A 22,253-nucleotide genomic window follows, 5' to 3' on the forward strand; every position below is an offset into this window, starting at 1 on the left:
TAAGCTATAGCTACTTAAAATAACAAAACCCTGGGAGACCAGGGTTTTGTGCTATAACAGACCGTTATTTACAAGGACAATTTTCCTTTGCCGGACAATCTGCCTTAGTTGTGCAATGGTCTTTGCTACAACTGGTACAAGTTGCTTGTTTGGTATTGGCCTTTTTAACGGGAACTTCTCCGTTAGCTATAACAGTAGCAGCGGCAAATACAATTGCCAGCATGCTTAAACCTATTTTTTTCATTTCTTTTTAGAATTAAATGTTAATAAATATAAAATTGCAACGGTTCAGGTTTGCTTTATTTATTAACAGGCTTTGGGAGGTTTCCAATGTAAAGAATAATAGGCAGATACATGCCCTATTTTGTGTAGTAGTACCGGTTTTTGGATTTGGTTTGTAGCAGGTTTGCGGATGTTGATGGGTTCTGAAAACAAAAAACCGCATGTACTGCAGGAAAACATCATCGGGCATCCCGGTTTATTGCAATTGTCATCTTGCTTATTTGCTGCATTACGATGGCAGACAAGGTTGCCAGACAGGTATTGACAACATGAGCTATTTTTCACCGGTTCCATAACAGGCTTCATTATCCCGTTAAAAGAGGATATGAAAATGATGCAGGTTATTAATAGAACCGATAATAATCTCATAGTTACAAAGGAATGAGATTATTATCTAAAATCAAAGGCTCTTTTGCTGTTTAAAACAATAGCACGCAGCGGTAAAACTTAGAAGCTGTTTAAATTTTATATAAAGTTTTTACAGGCTTAATTCATGGACGGTGAAGACACCGTTCATGGTCTCAGCGGGGGCTGGTGTTGCTCTGCATAACTTATCTTTTTCATTTTTAAACAGCTTCTTAGTGCTAAACCGTTAAACTATCATCCGGGAAATCTGGTGTAATATCATTATCAGTATCGTTAATTTTCCGCACAACATCTTTGATCACATCATCCAATTGTTCTACAGACTCCTTTAGTAAGGCAATAGTGCGCTGATTCTCTGCAGAAAGACTGGTGTAGTCAATAATTTCCATAAGGCCAAGCACATTGGCAACCGGTCGTCTGAGCTTGTGGCATTGCGTATGAATAATCTCTTTCAGTAACTGATTTTGTTTTTGCAACGCCTGGTGTTGCTGTAATACCGTTTGTTCTTCGGTTGCAATTCTTTCTTCCAGTTCGATCTTCCGGGAAGAGAGAAAATCCACAATGTCTTTTTTAAAGATCAGGCCATCCAGTTGCTGTTCTTTAAAAACGGGCAATACCTCAGAATGACCATCCTCCATAGTTTGCAGGACATGAGTAACCGAGCAATCGGCCGTAAGGATAGTTTTCTCCGTAAGGCAATCAATTACCAGGTTGTGAGGCTTTGCAGTAACATCAAACGGAGTAAGCACTCCAAGAAAAATATTTGTATCATCATCAATAACAGCAAGCGCCTTATATGTAATCAGCTCCTGTCTTACAGAGTTAATACTTACATAGGGTTTTACTACTTTGAAATCATAGCGTATCAGTTCTGAGATATTCATTTATATGTCGGATTGCTCAATATTTGAAAACGAAACAGCTATTTTAAAATCAACTTTTAACAATTCTCCTTCGGCAATAAAAGGAAATACCTTTACCGATAAAATATCAATGATCTTTGTATGTGGTATTTTTCTTAATATCTTTTTATTAATGAATACGGCCTCAACATATTCATTTTTTACTTCGAACATTTCAAAACCATTCGGTATAAGCAGATCAAAAGACCGGCTTAGTCCATGTTTCCCCTGCGGAGAATATTTGCCAACTACCAATATATCATGAAAAGGCGGAAGTTTTATTTCTTCAAAAGAGAGGCTGATGCTGTAATGAGGCTCTGATTTGTTATTCCGGGCTGTCTTGCTCATAATTGCCTGATAAACTATTGAAACAAATTTAATATAATTTTTTAAAAGTTAATTTCTTTATTTAAAAAAATGTAAATCGTTACACTTTCTTAGAGATAATTTTCAACCGGATGTACTTTGCAATGGCTATCAGCGGGTTACCCCGTGTTTGATATATTCAGAGCCGCCCCCCAAAGATATCTCCATTATTTGCATATTTATTTTCTCATTCTCACAATTCTTTTTATAACTTGTAAAACTGTTTTTACTTTAAAAAATATCTCCTGATGGAAAAAGAGCCGAACCAGGTAATTGCTATTTCACGTTTTACAGACTTTGATATAAGCCTGTTCAGAGCCGGGAAACATTTTAAATTATACGAAAAATTTGGGTCACATGTTACAGATCATCAGGGTTTTTCCGGAACTTATTTTGCGGTTTGGGCTCCCAATGCCGAGCGGGTTTCGGTTATGGGTAACTTTAATGGCTGGAACCGGTACACACACACATTGTATGTCCGGTGGGATGGTTCGGGCATTTGGGAAGGCTTTATTCCCGGTGTAAAAACCGGCGAAACCTATAAATATTTTATACGTTCGCATAACGGCGAGGAGCTTGAAAAAGCCGATCCCTTTGCGTTGCGTTGGGAAGAGCCGCCACATACAGCGTCTATTGTATGGGATACCTGGTATGAGTGGAACGATGAAAAATGGATGGACAGACGGGCTGAGAAAAACGCTCTGAATAAGCCTGTTTCGGTTTATGAAGTGCACATTGGCTCCTGGGCCCGCAGTCCGGAATCGCCCGACCAGTTTCTGGGCTACCGCGAAATTGCCGATAAGCTGGTTCCTTATGTTAAGGAAATGGGCTTTACCCATGTTGAGCTTATGCCGGTGATGGAACATCCGTATTATCCCTCATGGGGATACCAGGTTACCGGCTATTTTGCAGCTTCGTCGCGTTACGGTGCGCCGCAGGATCTGATGTACCTGGTAGAAAAGCTGCATCAGCATGATATTGGTATTATTTTAGACTGGGTTCCGTCACATTTTCCGGGCGATTCCCACGGTTTATACCGGTTTGACGGAACGCACTTGTATGAACATGCCGATGAACGGCAGGGTTTCCATCCCGATTGGAAATCGTACATCTTTAATTACGGGCGTAACGAGGTAAGAGCCTTCCTGATCAGTAACGCGATTTTCTGGCTGGACCGTTTTCATGCCGATGGCTTACGGGTTGATGCCGTGGCCTCTATGCTGTACCTGGATTATTCCCGCAAGGAAGGTGAGTGGATACCTAACCAGTTTGGCGGTCGTGAGAACCTGGATGCCATCAGCTTTTTTAAAGATCTCAATACGGCGGTCTATGGCAATTTTCCGGATGTGCAGACCATTGCAGAGGAGTCGACCGCATGGCCAGGCGTAAGCAAACCGGTGTTTTCGGGCGGTTTAGGTTTTGGGATGAAGTGGATGATGGGCTGGATGAACGATACACTCAGCTATTTTCAGCTGGAGCCCGTTTACCGGAAATATCATCACGGACAGATCACCTTTAGCACCGTGTATGCCTTTACCGAAAATTTTATGCTTCCGCTTTCGCACGATGAGGTAGTGCATGGCAAACGGTCTATGCTGTACAAAATGCCGGGCGATGACTGGCAGCGATTTGCCAATTTACGGCTACTGTACACTTATATGTTTACACATCCGGGAACCAAGCTGTTGTTTATGGGTGATGAATTTGCGCAAAGCTCAGAATGGAATTACGCTCAATCGTTAGACTGGCATCTGCTGGAGTATGCACCCCATGTTGGCGTAAGTAAGCTGGTAAAATCGCTGAATGCATTATACCGCTCAGAACCAGCTTTATTTGAACGGAGTTTTTCTGCCGATGGCTTTGAATGGATCGATGTAAATGATGCAGCAAACTCGGTGCTGGTTTATGCCCGGAAAGGTAACTGGCCGGATGATGAGCTGATTATTGTACTCAATATGACACCCGTTGTACGAAATGATTTCCGGATTGGTGTTCCGGGAGCAGGCGAATGGAAGGAAATATTTAACAGCGATTCACCAGTATATAATGGTAGCGGCATAAGCCAGAAAGGCAAATTAACAGCAGAAGCTATTCTGTGGATGAACAAGCAACATTCATTAGCTATACAATTACCGCCACTGGCTGGTATTGTATTAAAGCGGGCGAAATAACAATGTATTGAGGATTGTATAAGGTATTTAAGATATGGGGCAACCAAATAACCAAAAGATCAAAACAACGAATTAACGAACAATGTACAAACTGAAGTTAAGCGGCTTTTTGCTGCTTCTCGCTTGTAATTTTGCCCAGGCGAAAGATTATTTAATAAGTTCAGCTGCAGAGCTATCAGCCCTTAAATTGCAACCGGGCGATAAAGTACTGTTAAAATCCGGCGAATGGAAAAACCAGCGTTTGATATTTAAAGCGCAGGGAACCGAAGCTCAGCCGGTTATTTTGCAGGCCGAGAATCCGCAAGCAACAGTTCTAACCGGTGAAACAACCTTATTAATTGACGGTAAGTATCTTGAAGTTGATGGATTGAATTTCCGGGACGGTTATTCTTCTAAAAGTGATGTGGTGGTTTTTTCTAAGAATTCATCTCATTGCCGTTTTACCAATTCGGCAATTATAAATTATAATCCGTCCGATAAAAAGCTGGATTACAAATGGATATCGCTGTTTGGTAACCATAATCGTGTTGACCACTGCTACATTAAAGGTAAAACCCACCAGGGAACAACACTGGTAGTTTGGGTAGAAAATACGCCGAACGAGCATCGTATCGACCATAATTTCTTTGCCGACCGTCCCGATCTGGGTGCGAATGGCGGCGAAACCATCCGGATTGGTACCAGTCAGGTTTCTATGAACGAATCGCGTACACTGGTAGAAGATAATATTTTTTATCACTGCGATGGCGAGATGGAAATCATCTCGAACAAGAGCTGCTACAATATTATTCGCAATAACCTGTTTTACGAATCTGTGGGTACGCTCACCTTACGGCACGGTAATTTTGTATCCGTTTACGGAAATTATTTTATAGGTAACGGTGTGCAAAATACCGGGGGCATCCGCGTTATTGGCGAAAATCATCAGGTTTACCGGAACTATTTGCAGGGGCTTGCCGGTGATGGTTTACGATCCTCCATATCGGTAATGGATGCTTTTGAAAATCCCCAGCTGTTTGAATACTGGCAGGTGAAAAATGCGCTGATCGCACAAAACATGATGGTGAATTGCAGGCAGGGTTTTGATATTGGAGCCGGCCGGGATGGAAAAGAGGGCAAGCGGGTGGTGCCGCCGAAGAATTTATCGCTTATCAATAATATCCTGGTATCAACTCCCGCCATAAAATTTACAGACGAACCGCAAGGTAAAACCATTGAAAATAACTGGATCGAGGGTAAACCCGGTAAGAGTAGTCCAGATGGATTTACCCAGGATAAGCTGGGAATACGTAAAACCGGTAACGGGTTATGGTTGCCTGAAAAAGGCAGTAAAGCTGAAACGTTATTAAACGCTGAGCTATCTCAAAAGCGTAAAATGCCGATAAAAGAAACATACGTTAACCCTGATGATTTACTACAGGGAAAAGATATTGGTCCGCAATGGCTGCAGCGTAATGAAAAGCTCGAAGTGAAACTTTAGTTTAACCGTTATTTTAACGTTGCTCTAACACTTTTTACTTCTGCTGCGGTAACAGCCGGGCCCTTATTGCCAAAAGAGTTGCGTACATAGGTCAGCACATCGGCAATTTCCTGGTCTTTCATGCTGAATGCAGGCATTGCGTTAGAGTAAATTTCGCCATCTATTTCAATATCTTCATTAAGCCCCTGGAGCAAAATCTTGATCAGGCGTTTTTTATCGCCTAATACATACGGAGTTTTAATAAGTGGTGGATTCAGGTTGGGAACGCCACCTCCGTCTGCCTGGTGGCAGGTAACGCAATATTGCAGGTACAACGCCTTGCCATGGATCATCGCTGTTTGTACTATTGTGCCAGTGGGTTTTTTAGGCTGAACGGCAGGCTTTTTAGTTTGCGCCTGTACGAAAAAAATAAACAAGGAAGCGATAGCTATAGTAAGACTGTATTTTCTCATTTAGTTGTTAGTTGTTAGTTGTTCGTCATTCGTTGTTAGGCCTCACCCCCAACCCTCCGCCGGCTGGCAGAAGGGGAGTAGTTTCTGCTCCTTGTCTTGTCTCTTGCCTGGGCCACCCCGACCCTCCCAACCGCGTGCCGCCTTAGCTTTAGTGGTGGCGCAAGGGAAGGAGTAAGACTGTGCTATTCATCTCGTTTCCTGCATCTATGTCCTTGCTTGGCCTCATCCCTAACTCCGCCAACTGGCGGAAGAAGGGAACCGGGCAGTGCGATTTGTTTAGCTTGAGCCTTCTACCTCTAAACCTTCTGCCTTCCACCTTTCTTGCTTCCGGTCTTTTCTGACCTTCCCGACTTCCGAACTATGAACCATTAGCCATTAGCCATTAGTCATGAACTATGAACCATCAGCAAGTAAGCTTCCGGTTTTTTCTGACTTTGCCGACTTCCGAACTATGAACCATTAGCCATTAGCCATTAGCCATGAACTATGAACCATCAGCAAGTAAGCTTCCGGTCTTTTCTGACTTTGCCGACTTCCGGACTATAAGCCATGAACCATGAACTATGAGCCGTGACCAGCTACTTCCCACCCTGATACATAATCCGGTAAACCGTTCCTTTTGCATCGTCTGTTACATATAACGAGCCGTCAGGCCCTTGAGCTAAACCGCAGGGACGATGTTGTGCATCTCTTGGGGATTTAACCTCGCTGACACCAGAAAAACCATCGGCAAAAATTTCCCATTCTCCGGATGGCTTTCCGTCTTTAAACGGAACAAATGCCACAAAATAACCGGCCTGCGGTTCAGGAGCCCTGTTCCACGAACCGTGAAAGGCAATAAAGGCACCGTGTTTATATTTTTCCGGGAACATCGATCCGGTATAAAATAGTAATCCGTTAGGGGCGAGGTGGGCCGGAAAAGCAACCACAGGTTTCAGGTATTTGTTACTTCCTTCCTTTTTACCATCGCCGCCATATTCCGGCGCCTGCATGATTTTCTTTTTAAAAGGATCATAATAGGTGTATGGCCAGCCGGCATCGTCGCCTTTTTTTATCATATACATACATTCGGCAGGCAAATCGGCGGAAGCCTTGGCATCATAATATTGCGGGAACATATCCAGTTGATCGCGGCCGTGCTGCATGACAAATAATGTATTGTTTTGAGTATTCCAGTCTAAGCCAACCACATTACGTAAACCGGTTGCGTAATGTACGCCATCACTATACGTTTGGTTTTGCTTATTGGCCTTAAATTGCCAGATCCCACCGGCCGAATCAAGCAGCGGACAGCCCGGAATGCCCGGTGAGCCCTGGGTGCGATCCTGAACCTGACAGGAATTTTTATAAGCGCCAATGTTGACGTAAATGTTATTGTCATTATCCAGCACAATCGATTTGGTTTCATGCTGACGGCGTGATATCAGCCCGGTAACCAGCTTTTCAGGGTTGTCTGTATCGGTTACCTTATTGGTATTATCCAGCTTGTATCTGAAAACCTCCTCGTTAGATGAGGCATACAAATAACCGTCTTTTAAGTAAATGCCTGTGCCACCATAATTTCCAAAGCCTTTTTGCTCATCCATGCGGCCATCGTTATCCGTATCATGCAGCCAGATGATCCCATTGTTATTAACCGGGCGGGCAAGCTTTACGTAAATATCGCCCTGGGGCGTTACGGCAAGATGCCTGGCTTTGCCCAATTTGTCGGCAGCTTTTAACGCACTAAACCCCGCCGGAAGCTTTAAACCAGCATTGTCCTGGTCAGGAGCAGGTAACGTTTGAGCCGGGGCTGTCTTCGGTTGTTCATGATTGGCGCAAAATCCAAAAAAAGCAGTACTCGAAATTCCTGTCAGGAGGAGAAAAATGACGGGCTTTTTCATCTGTTTGTTTTTTATGTTTTTAATGGTCAGATGAAACCTTCGATGCTTATCTAATGTTTATTTTAAGCATGCTGGTTTCATGAGATAATTGTTTATCAATAAAATATAACACCGTTTACAATCAGCGGTTTGAATACCCGGCCAATTTGTTTTCAGATCAAGCGTAAAGTTGCTAAAACCAGCCGATATAAAAAATAACCGGGTTTGGCTTTTTGTTTTGAGAATTTGGCTTTGGGTATACCCGTTTTAAGCCCGGGCTTGTCCGGTTATGGGCAGATAATCATGGTAATCACAACTTTATTATAAATATCAGATAATACGTTTCAGAATATTACTTTTAGGCTCATGGAAACCTAAGAACACAGGTTGACAGTTTTAATTGCTTAATAATTTAATGATGGAAAAAATATCGTACAACGAGCTGCCGGACGGCCTGATGCAGGTTATGAGGCAGGTAGAAGCTTACATTAACGGTTCAGGACTTGATCGCAAGCTGCTTGAGCTGCTACGTATGAGAGTATCGCAGATAAACAGTTGTGCCTATTGTATGGATATGCACTATAAAGAAGCTATTCATGCAGGCGAAACGCCGTTACGTTTGATCTCTGTATCAGCCTGGCGGGAAACGCCATATTATTCGCCAAAAGAACAAGCAGTGCTGGCTTTCGCCGAAACGCTTACGCGGATGCGGGAAGAGGAGCACAGCGACCATATCCATGAAGATCTGCTGAAATATTTCTCTAAACAGGAAATAGCATACCTTAGCCTTGCTGTGGCCCAGATCAATTCCTGGAACCGTTTGATGCGTTCGTTTGGAAGTGTTCCCGGAAATTATAAAGTAGGGCAGCATTGAAAAGTTAAAAGTAAAAAGTTGAGCACAGCGATCCCCCCGAGTAATTCGGGGTTGGGGGTTGAACGTAGTGAGATCCCGGCTATTCGTATTAGCTCTGTCTGTGCTCCCACTTTACTTGCCGTTTTTTTGCTAATAACTGTCTAATAATCAATAAATTGATAGCAAAAACCCTAAAATTAACTTGACGCCTATGCGAGACTTCGGGATCGAAATGACGCTGCTTTTTGACTTTTTAGTCAGCCCCCCTCCGTATAACCTAACTAACAGGCTTTTAGTGTCTTTGAGCCTTGTGGGCCTATCTAAAAAAACATTATCCAATACGCTTTAAACCAGATTCCCGAACCGGGAGGAAAACAAAGTAAGGTTTAATTTTTTTTAAATTGCCTTTTTTCATGTTTTTCATATACTTTTATTGTTCGAAGGTAAACGTGTTTAAAAATATTCAGGAGCAATTATTTTAATTTGTAATCGGTAGATAAAAATCACATTTGTTACCTTTTATTTTACCAGTTAATAAAAACATTAAAATACATAAAAATGGCATCCCAGCTTTCTATAAATGAGATTTTAACTAAAAAAAGCTCAACCCAGCAGCATTACAATGGCTATCAGCCTTTGTTTTTCAGGCTTGCAGATCGTGCGCAAAAGCAGCAATTGTTTGACCTGCTTACTGAAAAACCATACATAACGGTGTATGACACTATTCAGTCGCAACTTGGAGAACTGGTAAAATCTTTTCAGCCCAGCGAAACATTAACCGATAAAGAGCAGCATGAAGCTGTTGAAAGACACCTGAATGGTATCGATCCGCATGATTATGGCGTTTGGGTATACTATCCGTGGAGCGAGAAATTGGTGCATATAGTAGATGAGGCAGAATTTATTGCTTTAAGAACCAACCGGAACCGGTATAAAATTACTGATGAAGAACGGTTAAAGCTTTCTGAAAAGAGGATAGGCGTGATCGGGTTATCAGTTGGGCAATCCGTATCGCTTACACTGGCTATGGAGCGTACCTTTGGCGAGTTGCGTATTGCCGATTTTGATGAGCTTGAAATTACCAACCTGAACCGTTTACGAAGCGGCATACACAACATGGGTCTGAAAAAAACCGTTCTGGTTGCCCGTGAAATTGCCGAGATAGACCCTTTTCTGAAAGTTACCTGTTTTCACGAGGGGATAACCGATACCAATATGGAAGCCTTTTTACTGGAAGGTGGCAAGCTGAATGTGCTGATTGATGAGTGCGATGGGGTAGATGTGAAAATTAATTGCCGCATAGCCGCTAAAAAACATCGTATCCCGGTACTGATGGAAGCCAGCGACAGGGCAACTATTGATGTAGAGCGTTTTGACCTGGAGCCCGACAGGCCTATTTTACACGGGTACGTTGAGCATCTGGATCTCTCTAACGTTAAGGATGCCAAAACCATGGAAGAAAAACTGCCTTATATATTACCGATAGTAGGTGTGGAAACCATGTCGACCCGTCTTAAAGCCTCGGCAATAGAAATAGGACAAACCATATCTACGTGGCCTCAGCTGGCCAGTGCGGTAACTATGGGCGGTGGCATGACTGCCGATATATGCCGCAGGGTGCTGCTGGATCAGTATCATCAGTCTGGCCGGTATTTTATTGATATCGAAGAGCTGGTTGGTGATCCGAAGGAAGAAGAACCGGTATTCCGGTATACCAAAAGATCGTTAAATGAGCAGCAAATGGCTGCCGAAGCAGCAAAAGTTGAGCCTTTATATCATCAGAACAGCGTAACCGATGCCGATACGTTAAAAACACTGGTAGCAGCGGCGGCCATAGCACCCTCGGCAGGTAATAACCAACCCTGGAAATGGTACTCAGACGGTAAGCAGATCTATCTTTTTCATGATATAGAACGTTCAGAATCGTACGGCGATTTTGAAAATATGGTGTCGTACGTAACGTTTGGTACAGCTATCGAAAACCTGAAGCTTAAGGCCGCCGGGTTAGGCCTGAAAGTAACAGAAAAACTATTCCCGTTAGAGGGTCAGCCATTGTTGATCGCCGTATTCAGCTTTGAGAAAGCAGCCGTTCGTAAAGATGACCTGGTAAACTATATAACCATCCGTTTTACCAACCGGCATTTAGGGCAGGGTGGTCAGATAGAAGCAGATCAACTGGCCGAAATGCGTTCGGTTGCTTCAGAGGTTCCCGGGGCAGCACTGAAGATCATTGAAGGAAAACAGAATATGGAGGCATTGGCTGATATCACCGGTCAGGCCGAAAAGCTGCGGCTTTTTATCCCGCAAGGTCATTACGAGCTTTTTGAAAAAGAAATGCGTTGGAGCAAAGAAGAAGTTGAGACCGCAAAAGATGGATTAGATATACGCACGTTAGAATTAAGTCCCAAAGATGCTATCGGATTCCGCGTAGCCAGAGATCTCAGGGCTGTGCAGATGGTTGCTTCCTGGAATAAAGGAAAAGCGTTAGAAAACATGACCGCCAAGCTGGTGGCAACATCTGCTGCCGCAGCATTGATAACTATGCCCGCCTTTGATCCGGTCAATTGTATACGGGCTGGTGTAGCGTTAGAGCGTGTGTGGCTTACCGCCAATAAACATGCTATTTCATTACAGCCAATAATGGCCGCCATACTGCATTTTGCCCGTTTAAATTACGGTAATGGCATTGATATGCCGGCAAATATTCAGCAGGAGTTCAGAAAATTAAATAAAGATTTTAATAAGCTGTTTAAGCTGGATGGACAGCAGGAAGAACCCTTGTTCCTGGTTAGATTATTTACAGGTGAACAACCAAGCTCAAAATCCCTTCGGTTAGACTTAGATAAGGTTTACTTTACCAGCAAAAAATAAGGATGATCTCTGTCGCATTCCGAGCATTTCGTGCTATAGATGAGCCTGAATCATGTGCCCGTTTTATAGAAGGGCACAGAAAGGTGCTTGAAATATTCGGAATTACAATGATCACTTCTAATAAAGCATTGTGGGTAAATCATAAAAATACGTATGTAATTTTAGTAGAATCGATAGAAGATAGAAGACCTTTAGGTGGGGCACGTTTGCAAATTGCAGATGATGATCTTTTACTTCCTATCGAAGATGCAGTTGGAATTGTAGATAAAAGAATATTTGACGTTGTTAAAAGTCACCGGCCACAGCGTACGGCAGAACTCTGTGGTTTGTGGAATTCGCGTGAAATTGCAGGTTATGGTATTGGGAGTTTCTTTTTAACAAGAGCAGCTATTGCGTTGGCCAGAGGACAGCTTAATATTAAAACACTTTTTGCACTCTGCGCTCCTGCCACGGTGAATATGTGTGCAAAAGCCGGTTTTATTATTGAGAAATCTTTAGGAAATGATGGATTTTTCAATTATCCGAAATTAGATCTTATAGCTACAGCAATGGTTATTGAGGATATTAATAATATTCCGAGCGCTACCGAAGAAAATAGAAAATTTGTTGAGGATTTTATTAATCATCCTGTACAGAATAGAATTGAGAAGGGCCCAAAGGGAGAGATCATGGTAGAATATAATTTGTTACTTAATAATATTGATCAGGCCATTTAATTATAGCTTCATGATTTTAAAGAATGGCTAAAAAGCCCCTAACGTCATTCTTTTTAGATTAAAATAGATACTATAAAAAAAAATAAATCACGTTAATGAAGATATTACAATTAAGGTTTTTATACGGGTTTGTGTTTTTTTGCCAATTAGTCGGCTCTAATGTATTGTATGCACAGAAAAAACAAGAAATAAAGCAGAGTGGAGGATTAGTCTACTCTATAAAAGTGTTAGAAGACAAAGATGGCCGGTTAACTATAAACAATATCTCCAATCAGAAATTTCAGCCTTTATTAACCAACGCACCCAACTACGGCTTAACAAATTCGGTTTACTGGTTCAAAATAGATATGATCAATCATACTAATGAACAGGATTTCTTATTTAAAATTCAGAATGCAACTATCTCAAATTCTATATTTTATACGGTTAACCATGGGCTGATCAATACCCAGGTTATAAAGAATACCACACCGTTAAAACAAAGAGAGTTTAATAGCCAGTACCCTTTATTCAAAGTCACACTTTTACCTGATTCTGCCCTTACATGCTATCTGAGAATTTCGAGCAATAATGTGATGGATTTGCCCATGAGTCTTAAAAGTGATGTCAGCATATTAGACGATATCAATCTGGATCAGTGGTTTTTTGGTATTTATTCAGGTATCATCCTGATCATGTTTTTATATAATATTTTCATTTATCTCACAGTCAAGGATGATCAATACCTGTATTATGTGTTTTATATACTGGTTGTTGGGCTTACACAAGCCTGTCTGAAAGGGTACGCCGTAAAATTTTTGTGGCCCAATAATGAGTGGTTGATACGCCAGGCGCCTCATATTATTACTGCCTGCTCAGGTATTTTTTCAATACTGTTTACATTTAACTTTTTGCATGTCAGGCAATATGCGCACAAGGTATATATAGTATTAAATACATTGATTGTAATTTACTTTGTATCTATAGCTGTATATCTGAGTGGAGGGTATATAGCCGGGCAGAAAATTCTACAGGCAAATACTAGCCTGGTGTCGGTAGTAATATTATCGTGTGGATTTTATACCTATAAAAAGGGATATAAGCCAGCGTTGTTTTTTAACATTTCCTGGTCGTTTTTCCTCGGTGGAGTAATTATATATATCCTGAAAGATGCCGGTGTGCTGCCGGTGAATAATTTTACCAGCAACGCCATTTTGATCGGCTCAGGTTTAGAAGCAACCCTGCTTTCGTTTGCGTTGGCCGATAAGATCAACATCTATAAAAAGGAGAAAGAAAGATCGCAGGAAGAAACCGTTAGGGCCTTGCAGGAAAACGAACGCATTATCCGTGAGCAAAACGTTATACTTGAAACAAAGGTAAATGAACGCACTTTGGAATTAAAGGCCGCTAACGAAGAGCTGAATGAAGCACTTGAAGACCTGAAACAGGCGCAAACACAATTGGTAGAGTCAGAAAAGATGGCCTCGTTGGGTCAGTTAACTGCCGGTATAGCACACGAGATCAACAACCCCATCAACTTTGTAACCTCAAACGTAAATCCGCTAAAGCGTGATGTTGGCCAGCTTTTAGACGTTATTACCAGTCTCGAAGAATTGAGCGTATCAGACCTGGCTGTTGCCGATAAGCAGAAACGCATTGATGAGCTGAAAGAAGAAATGGATTTCGATTATCTTAAGGTTGAAATATCACATTTGCTGAACGGTATTCATGAGGGCGCTTCGCGTACGGCAGAAATTGTTAAGGGCTTACGTATTTTCTCACGTGTGGATGAAGACGATTTAAAGCGTGCCGATATTAATGCCGGGTTAGATTCAACATTGGTTATTGTAAATAACCTGCTGAACAACAAAATCAAAGTCACAAAAAACTATGCCGACCTGCCCTTGATAGAATGTTATCCGGGTAAATTGAATCAGGTATTTCTAAACCTGTTAACCAATGCCATACACGCTATAAAGTCTGTATTTGGCGATAATACGGGCGGCGAATTAACCATTAGTACTTACTTTGATGCCGACAATGTTTTTGTGAAAATTACCGATAACGGTACAGGTATGGATGCCGATACACAGAAAAAGATATTCGAACCTTTTTTTACTACCAAAGAAGTTGGTGAGGGTACAGGCCTGGGAATGTCTATCGCATACAATACCATCAAAAAACATAATGGCCAGATTTTTGTAGAGTCTGCCGTTGGAGAAGGGACAACGTTTATACTGGAGTTGCCAATTGTACACAAAATACAGGCAACCTAAAGTCAATATGTACGTATACCAAGTCCTGATAGAAACTAATTTTAAACACCCATCTGGCTATTCTAAATGTGGATTGATGCCGGGAAAGCATTGCAAGTTTAAATAAGAAACCCGCATGTCAGAAAAGATAAAAGTATTGTATATTGATGACGAGCCGAATAACCTGATCAGTTTTAAAGCATCATTCCGATTAGATTATCAGATTTATACTGCTGATAATACACAAGACGCCTTGAAGCACCTGGAATCCCATCCCGATATGCGGATCATTTTTTGCGATCAGCGTATGCCTGATAAAACAGGTGTGGAGTTTTTTGAGGATGTCAGGGCGAAATATCCCTTACCTATACGGATATTGTTAACGGGTTATACCGATATCGAGTCGGTTATAGACGCCATTAACAAAAGTCATATTTACAGGTATGTTAAAAAGCCCTGGATTAATGAAGACATTGTATCGGCCATAGACGAAGGAAATAAATTTTACCTGGCAAATTCCATGCTGTCGGTTAAAAACGATATCCTGCAAAAGGCCTATAACGAGCTTGATAAGTTTGCATACAGTGTCAGCCACGATATCAGGGGGCCGCTTTCAGGTATAGCCGGAGCTATTACCCTGGCCAGTGAGATGAACGATATCGGCGAAATTAAAGATATGCTCAGGTTAATGGGTAAATCGGTTAAAAAGCTCGATGAATTTATCATGAGCATGCACGATTATTATTCGCTGAAGAGAGGCGAGCTGCATATTGCTGATATAAATTTTGATAACCTGATAACCGATCTGAAAGAAATTTATAAGATATATACCACCACCAGGAATATTCATTTTGAAACCAGTGTACACCAGACAGAGCCTTTTCGCAGTGATGAATTATCGCTTAAAATTATCCTGAATAACCTGCTTTCAAACGCTTTTAAATACCAGAAAAGAGACAATAGCTACCACATGGTAAAACTTAGTATTGATGTACAGAATGGTATGGCTACCTTTGTAGTAGAAGATAACGGTGTTGGCATTCCCGAAAAGCATATTGGCGAAATATTTAACCTGTTTTTCAGGGCCAGTGCCCTTGATGCCGGAACCGGTTTCGGGTTATACAATGTAAAAGATGCGCTGTTAAAATTAAATGGCCAGGTGCATGTAGATTCCACACTTGGCATAGGTTCTACTTTTACTATTAAAATACCAAATAAATAAGCTAATGAAGTTTTCATTTATTGTGATTGATGATAGTGAGCTTGACTGTTATATTGCAGAGAAGCTGATTAACCATACGGGTAAGAGTGCCGGATTTAAATCTTTTATCGATGCAGCATCAGCATTAGAACATATCAGCAAACAACAGCCTGATGGTGATAAAGCGGTTATTTTATTAGATATTATGATGCCGGTGATGAATGGCTTTGATTTCTTAGAATCATTCATCACTATGCCGGCTCAGGTGCAGCAACAGTTTCTGATCATTGCCATTACGTCATCTATGAATAAAACAGATATAGCCCGTATTAAGAATTATGAAGCTGTAAAAGGAGTGATAGATAAACCCGTAACCATTAATGCTGTTTCTGCCATCATTAGCCAGGAAGGTTTGGAGTGGGATTAAGTATTGAGATCGTTGTTAGTTGTTAGTGATTAGTTTGCCTTACGCCTTAAACCTTCCACTTTTTACCTCTCTATGTCTTGTTTCTTGCTTCTATATTCTTGTTTCTCTCTTACTTCCTGACTTTTCCAACTTCCGGACTATGAACCATGAACCATAAGCCATTAGCTACCCTATGCCTTCCACCGTTCTCGCTTCCGGTCTTTTCTGACTTTCCCGGCTTCCGGACTATGAACCATGAACCATAAGCCATTAGCTACCCTATGCCTTAAACCTTCCTTTACCTTCTGCCTTTCTAACCTTTCTACGATAACAATCTCTGGCGTAAAAGAAACTCTAACTGGTTGTTAGATATCGAGAGCTTCTCGTTCATATCCTTTATCTTTTCATTCTCCTGGTACACTTCATAGGCCCGTTTTATGGTCATGTCAAGCTCTTCCTCATTCCACGGTTTAGCCAGGTAGTGAAATATCTTACCTTTATTAACAGCATCAACAACTGCGTTCATGTCGGCGTACCCGGTAAGTAATATTCTCATCGGATTGGGGAATTTTTCCAACACCTTTTCAAGAAATTCCACGCCGGTCATACCAGGCATGCGCTGGTCGGTAATAATAATATCAACAGGTTTGGTTTCCATTACCTTCATTGCCTCGTCGGCATTGATTGCGGTAAGCACATTGTATTTTATTCTGAAAGTGGCTTTGAATGATACCAGATTGTTCTCCTCATCATCAACGTATAACACCGTGATTTTTTTATCAGACATGAGCGCTTATTTAAAAATCATGCAATAATAACACAATAAAGTTAAAAACCCCGTTGAAGGATATTTGTTCTAATTAATATGCAAATTGCTATAAAGTTATATTTTTTTTAGACATGTTTTTAAATTTCATGAAATAATGTTTTTGTTGCTGCTGGTAGCCCCGATCAGCAGCCAGGGTCATGAGGGGTGTCTGAAAAGTCCGATTCTCCGTCATCCTGTCCCGGATTGAATAGGATCAAAGCGGCGCTTATGCCGCCATTAGGGGAGATTCCGGATCTCCCGGGTACCCGCAGCGGAATGATTGTTATGACTTTTTTTAAACACCCTCATTCACAATGACCAACACATATTGAAATTTAAATAAAGTGATACTTTATGAAAGGTTATTTTAATACGAATAAAGAACTATTGAGATATTTTTATAGGCACTGCCCTATGTTAGCTAAACCGGATTGTAGCGGATACCGGCCTGTGACTAAGGCCTTGCAGGCGTATGAGCGTAAAGCCGGGCTACCCTAACCAATATTATGCAGGTTGTGCTTTTCTAAAAATTATCCTCCTCCGGACAATAAATAACTGTCAATCCCGTCGCCAATTTTTTCTACGGTTTCTTCGGGTAACTCTTCTCCACCCAGGCGGTACCATTTGCCGTGATGGTCGTAACGGAGATGAGTGATAAATTTATCATCGAAATACACGTCGTAGTTATCATCATTTACCGTGATGTTACATAATTCCTTACGTCCGTTGTGGTGAATATAAAATTGAAATGAATGAGCCATACGCTTCGGTTTAATAGTTAAAATTAGGATTTATTTCATTCAGTTGAACCTGTAAATTCTTCCGGGAAACGAATTTGTACCCTCATTTGCACGAATTATTCACCCCTGTAATTCTTCCGGGATGCCCAACTTCGTTATGTAAATGCAAACAGCCGTTTACCGTAACAATCAATTATGAGGATACCTTTACTAATAGGCGTACTATTTTTATTACAGGTTCAGGCCGAGGCCCAGCAGCGTTTTGTGAGCTTTGACAGCACTTTACCGTCAGGCTGGACAACATCGGGAACCACACCGCTTGCACTAAGCACAGAGCACGTTAAAGGCGGTGCAAGATCCCTGAAATGGGCAGTGCACGATGGCGATAAGCTGACCGCAACCAACCTGGCCATTCCCTCGTCCGAAACAGGAAGCTCATCAGCCAGCTCCGCACAGATCTTCATCTATAGTCCGGCAGTTTCCAATGATACGCTGGTTTTCCAGTTCTTAGATAACTCAGGCAATCTCAAACGCGAAGGTCACATGTTGCTGAACTACCAGGGCTGGCGGGAATACCACCGCAGCTACCGTTACGATTATAACAACGGAAATGAGCTGGCCTCTTTCGCCCTGAACACCATGACCATCCAGTATAAAGCGGCCAATGCCGGAACGTCAAAAACCATTTATATCGATGAAGCCACACTCATAGGCAATACCGAAGCCCGTTTGCCCGGCCCGCACCTGCTGCTGGATTATGTGCATTTTGTAAAAAACGACGAAAGTAGCGCATTAGCCAATCCCTTACAAAGCTGGCTCAATACACCGGATATACCCGCAACCACACCAGGCAGCGATGAGCTGGCCGGTATAGCACAGGTGAAAAGCTTTTACACCCGTACGCTGGGCACCGTAACACCGGCCGATGTACAAACAGCCAAAAACTATGTCAACTATTGCACTATTAGCCGCAATACCGATGGTTCGATTACCGGGCGGGGCCTCGTGGCCACCACCAATGCCGACACACTCATTAAACTATCGACGTACTGCGGTACACTTGCACGGGCTTACGGCCGCAATAACGACACCGAAGCCTTGACCATGTTGCGCCAGTTCACCGAATACCTGGTAGACCAGGGCGTAGCCGAAGGCTGCCGGGACGTAATGCCCACCAACGACTACACCAAAAGCCGGACCTTTCCGGTAGGCTTCCTGGAAGCATTGCCTTACTATACCGGTACGCTGCGCACAGACGTGCTCAACATGCTGAAATGGTCAAACGCCTATAATACCATTTATGCAGCCACTGTTACACCGGGCCTGAATACCGACTTTCTGCATGTAAAATCCAACTTTTTAGTAGAGCTTGCCCTTGCCGGCGATACCAATGACCAGGTAAGCCGCGACCTGAAAAGCTTTAGCCGGTACCTGGAACAATTTACCTACATCGGCCAGGGCGCCCGCGACGGTATAAAGCCCGACGGTACGGGATTCCACCACGGCTCGCACCATGTAAGCTATATGTATGCCTTCGGCACCTGGATAACCCGGGCCTACGAGCTAAAAGGAACCCCCTTCCGCATAAGCAATACCGCCTACACCAACATGAGCTTTGCACTGAAAAGCCTCTTCCTGGAAACCTCTAAAGGCGCAATTTATTCTCATTCAGAATCGGGCAGGGGGCCGTTTCCCTCGTCTGTACCTGTAACTTCAACAAACTTTCAACGATTTGTGCAGGTAGGCGGCGATTTAATAAATGCATCGGTTGAACCGGAAATGGCGGCCCTGTATAACTACATCTATAAAACCAATACCTATGCCGTGCCCGCTGTAAACCTGGATGGCTTTCACCAGTTCAATTATGCCCAGTTGGGCGTGTGGCGTAAAAATAACTGGGTAGCCACGATGCGTGGCTTTACCGATAAGCTGTTTGGAAGCGAGATCTATGCTTCCGAAAACCGTTACGGCCGGTACCAGAGCTATGGCTCGCTGGAAATACTGTACGACGGCAGCCTGGCCGCAACCGGCTACATTGCCGATGGTAAAGGCTGGGACTGGAATATGATGCCGGGAACAACCACCGTGCAGCAAAGCTGGACGGCATTACGGCCCGCCATTTCAGGAACAGCCTCCGAATACCAGGGCGACGCCTTTGCCGGAGCCCTGACCCTGGGCAATAACGGCCTGTTCGGGATGAACTTTGTACAGAATGCAGGAAACAAATACACCACCAGCAACCTGAAATTCAGGAAGTCAGTGTTCGCGTTCGACAGTATCATGGTATGTTTGGGCAGCGGCATCAGCTCAACCAACGCATCCGATGCCGTTATTACGACACTATTCCAGGGAATTAACGCGTCAGCCAATCCCGCTATTTACATCAACAGCACTAATCCCTTAAGCGCTAATTACGACCAGAGCCTGTCAACAGCAAGCTCCGGCTTATGGCTGGTTAACGGGCAGACCACTGGTTTCTATATCCCGCAGGGGAACAGTTCCGTACACATTTTCCGGGGAACCCAAACCACACCCGACGAAAGCAGTAACGATGGCAGCCTGACCAATACCGCCAATGCCAGCAAAGCCTGGCTGGAACATGGCGTAAGTCCGGGCGCCGCCACTTATCAGTACGTCGTAGTGCCCGGCACTACGCCCGCCAAAATGGAGGCGCTATCCGCTAAGCTGGCCGGCAACCAGGTTTATACCGTATTAAGACAAACCGATTCACTGCATGTGGTGAAATATATCCCGCAAAACCTGACCGGTTATGTCTGCTTTTTACCCAAAAACGATATCAACATCGGTTACCTAAAAAGTGTGAGCAACCGGGCGCTGGTAAGCATCCGCGAAAGCGGCGATTCATTGCTGATACACATTGCCAATCCAGATCTGAATACAGTTGCCAATACCAGCAGCACCTGGGTTTCTACAGCCAGTACGGTAGCCATTGAATTGGCCGGCAACTGGAATGTGGCAGAAAACAGTTCAAATGCAGGGATATCCAAGCAGGATAATTCGCTTACAGCTACGTTCTCGCTTATTGATGGGGCTTCTGCGGTAATTAAATTGGTGAAAGATGAATCTTCATCAGATGCGCCGGGAGTATGGGATGCGCCTAAAGGTTCGTGGAACTATGACCTGGGCACGGGCACAAGCCTGGCCGAATTTGGCACACCGCCAATCTTTCAGCAGGGTAGTGGTACTGATACCGGCACATACAGCTATTCCGTTTCATCGGCCTCAACGCCAGGATTTTTGCCTTATCCGCCCTCCGGAAACGCCAAGGTCATACTGGTTGATGCAGCATCCGGCTCTAATGGGACTTTTGTATTGAATAGTAACAATTCCATAAAAATGCCGGCATCTGCGGCGAGCGGCAATAATAAATTGTTAACGTATGATATTGCTGATGCCAGCACCGTGGCATCCCTGTTTTTTACTATTGCCTTTGATAATGTTTCTACCAATGGTACATGGATCTATGCTATTGGTAATCACACCGGTACAGACGGTAATTTATTTACTAATTCGAGCGCTGTATATAAAAAAACAACCGAGTTGTTTACCGCTTTGCAATGGGTAATTACTGCAAGCGGGATAACCTTTAATTTCCGCTCGTCTGCCAGTGAAACGGGTGGTACATACAGCCTGATCAGTGCTTCGGCATTTGCCAAAGGAAAAGCGTACCAGGTAGAAATCTATTGTAATAATTCTGCTGTAGAACAGTCGTATACCCGTGGCGGAGTGAGCTATGCCATTGCCCCCGGAAAATTTCAGCTGTGGGTACATCCGGCCGGTGGTTTATCCGGCAGTGTGCGGATGATGTATGCCGCAAGCTACGATATTCCATCCTCGGGAGAGCTTGTGCCGGAAATGACATTGAACAGCTATTTATTCCAGGGTGCTTCAAGCACCGCACCTTACGCCAATGCGGCCGAAATTACATTAAGCAATATCCAGGTAAACTATGCAGAGCCTACGGCAATGCCGCTTTCCATGCTGGCTTTTACCGGCAGCGCCGGAAACAATAGTGTCAGGCTGAACTGGCAAACTGCCATGGAGCTGAACACCGGTTATTTTACCGTATTGCGCAGTACAGACAGTGTCAATTTTACGGTAATGGGTACGGTACAGGCAGCAGGGAACAGCCCGGAAAAACAATACTACACGTTTACCGATAATTCCATATCCGGGTATTCCGGCACAATATATTACCGGTTACAGGCTACAGATAAAGATGGCACAATCAGCTATGACCATACCATCCCGGTAAAACTCAACCTTAACCGTGGGGTTCTTACTATAGCTCCTAATCCGGTTGTAAGCACGGCAGAGCTGCGCTACCTGGCGGGGATCAGCGAAACAACAACCATTCGCGTAAGCGATCTATCGGGCAGGCTGGTAGTTAACAAGCTTTTCCCGGTCACGGCGGGTTACAATAGTGCTACTATGGATTTGTCGGCTTTAGTACCGGGCATGTACCTGGTTACTGTAACCGGCGCTGCTACGCATGAAAAAGTTAAACTGATTAAACAATAAA

16 protein-coding genes are annotated in these 22,253 nt (G+C 43.2%); 9 read left to right on the plus strand and 7 right to left on the minus strand.

Going from position 1 to position 22,253, the window contains the following annotated elements; genetic code table 11:
• Nucleotides 1–64: 64 nt before the first annotated feature.
• The 3 genes from FW774_RS13790 to FW774_RS13800 all read right to left on the minus strand — a co-directional run bounded on the left by FW774_RS13790 (nt 65) and on the right by FW774_RS13800 (nt 1,898).
• On the minus strand, nt 65–244 hold the full coding sequence (locus FW774_RS13790; protein WP_149348792.1) for a hypothetical protein: 180 nt from the start codon (nt 242–244) through the stop codon (nt 65–67).
• 622 nt (nt 245–866) lie between these two features.
• A complete protein-coding gene (locus tag FW774_RS13795; protein ID WP_149348793.1) occupies nt 867–1,532 on the minus strand; it encodes a CBS domain-containing protein in 666 nt (221 codons plus the stop codon).
• Nucleotides 1,533–1,898 carry a hypothetical protein gene (locus FW774_RS13800; RefSeq protein ID WP_149348794.1) on the minus strand — a complete coding sequence of 122 codons (366 nt, stop codon included), beginning with the start codon at nt 1,896–1,898 and terminating at the stop codon, nt 1,533–1,535.
• Nucleotides 1,899–2,164: 266 nt separating this feature from the next.
• Between FW774_RS13800 and glgB the strand changes: the two genes are divergently transcribed.
• Complete coding sequence (gene glgB, locus FW774_RS13805) at nt 2,165–4,087, plus strand: 1,4-alpha-glucan branching protein GlgB (RefSeq protein WP_149348795.1); 1,923 nt, start codon at nt 2,165–2,167, stop codon at nt 4,085–4,087.
• Nucleotides 4,088–4,169: 82 nt separating this feature from the next.
• A complete protein-coding gene (locus FW774_RS13810; RefSeq protein ID WP_149348796.1) occupies nt 4,170–5,567 on the plus strand; it encodes a polysaccharide lyase 6 family protein in 1,398 nt (465 codons plus the stop codon).
• Between the two features lie 8 nt (nt 5,568–5,575).
• Here FW774_RS13810 and FW774_RS13815 read toward each other — a convergent pair whose 3' ends face one another.
• On the minus strand, nt 5,576–6,019 hold the full coding sequence (locus FW774_RS13815) for a c-type cytochrome (protein WP_149348797.1): 444 nt from the start codon (nt 6,017–6,019) through the stop codon (nt 5,576–5,578).
• Nucleotides 6,020–6,597: 578 nt separating this feature from the next.
• Nucleotides 6,598–7,902, minus strand: coding sequence for a PQQ-dependent sugar dehydrogenase (locus tag FW774_RS13820; protein ID WP_149348798.1), 1,305 nt, complete (start codon nt 7,900–7,902; stop codon nt 6,598–6,600).
• A 394-nt stretch (nt 7,903–8,296) separates the two neighbouring features.
• Between FW774_RS13820 and FW774_RS13825 the strand changes: the two genes are divergently transcribed.
• The 6 genes from FW774_RS13825 to FW774_RS13850 all read left to right on the plus strand — a co-directional run bounded on the left by FW774_RS13825 (nt 8,297) and on the right by FW774_RS13850 (nt 16,183).
• The gene (locus tag FW774_RS13825; protein ID WP_149348799.1) at nt 8,297–8,755 is read left to right on the plus strand and encodes a carboxymuconolactone decarboxylase family protein; all 459 of its coding nucleotides are present in this window, start codon (nt 8,297–8,299) and stop codon (nt 8,753–8,755) included.
• Nucleotides 8,756–9,292: 537 nt separating this feature from the next.
• Nucleotides 9,293–11,605: an Rv1355c family protein gene (locus FW774_RS13830; protein WP_149348800.1), complete on the plus strand. Its 2,313-nt coding sequence runs from the start codon at nt 9,293–9,295 to the stop codon at nt 11,603–11,605.
• Nucleotides 11,606–11,607: 2 nt separating this feature from the next.
• The gene (locus FW774_RS13835; protein WP_149348801.1) at nt 11,608–12,321 is read left to right on the plus strand and encodes a hypothetical protein; all 714 of its coding nucleotides are present in this window, start codon (nt 11,608–11,610) and stop codon (nt 12,319–12,321) included.
• A gap of 95 nt (nt 12,322–12,416) precedes the next feature.
• The gene (locus FW774_RS13840; RefSeq protein WP_149348802.1) at nt 12,417–14,576 is read left to right on the plus strand and encodes a 7TM diverse intracellular signaling domain-containing protein; all 2,160 of its coding nucleotides are present in this window, start codon (nt 12,417–12,419) and stop codon (nt 14,574–14,576) included.
• A 115-nt stretch (nt 14,577–14,691) separates the two neighbouring features.
• A complete protein-coding gene (locus FW774_RS13845) occupies nt 14,692–15,777 on the plus strand; it encodes a hybrid sensor histidine kinase/response regulator (protein ID WP_149348803.1) in 1,086 nt (361 codons plus the stop codon).
• Between the two features lie 4 nt (nt 15,778–15,781).
• Complete coding sequence (locus FW774_RS13850) at nt 15,782–16,183, plus strand: response regulator (RefSeq protein ID WP_149348804.1); 402 nt, start codon at nt 15,782–15,784, stop codon at nt 16,181–16,183.
• A 301-nt stretch (nt 16,184–16,484) separates the two neighbouring features.
• On the opposite strand, the gene FW774_RS13855 is transcribed toward FW774_RS13850, so the two are convergent.
• Nucleotides 16,485–16,949, minus strand: a complete 465-nt coding sequence (locus FW774_RS13855; protein WP_149348805.1) for a response regulator — start codon at nt 16,947–16,949, stop codon at nt 16,485–16,487.
• Nucleotides 16,950–17,500: 551 nt separating this feature from the next.
• The gene (locus FW774_RS13860) at nt 17,501–17,731 is read right to left on the minus strand and encodes a hypothetical protein (protein ID WP_149348806.1); all 231 of its coding nucleotides are present in this window, start codon (nt 17,729–17,731) and stop codon (nt 17,501–17,503) included.
• Between the two features lie 174 nt (nt 17,732–17,905).
• On the opposite strand from FW774_RS13860, the gene FW774_RS13865 reads away from it, so the two are divergent.
• Nucleotides 17,906–22,252: a polysaccharide lyase family 8 super-sandwich domain-containing protein gene (locus FW774_RS13865; RefSeq protein WP_149348807.1), complete on the plus strand. Its 4,347-nt coding sequence runs from the start codon at nt 17,906–17,908 to the stop codon at nt 22,250–22,252.
• The last annotated feature ends 1 nt before the right edge of the window (nt 22,253 follow it).

The organism is Pedobacter sp. BS3 (genome assembly GCF_008274585.1).
In the GTDB taxonomy this organism is placed as follows: Bacteria; Bacteroidota; Bacteroidia; order Sphingobacteriales; family Sphingobacteriaceae; genus Hufsiella_A.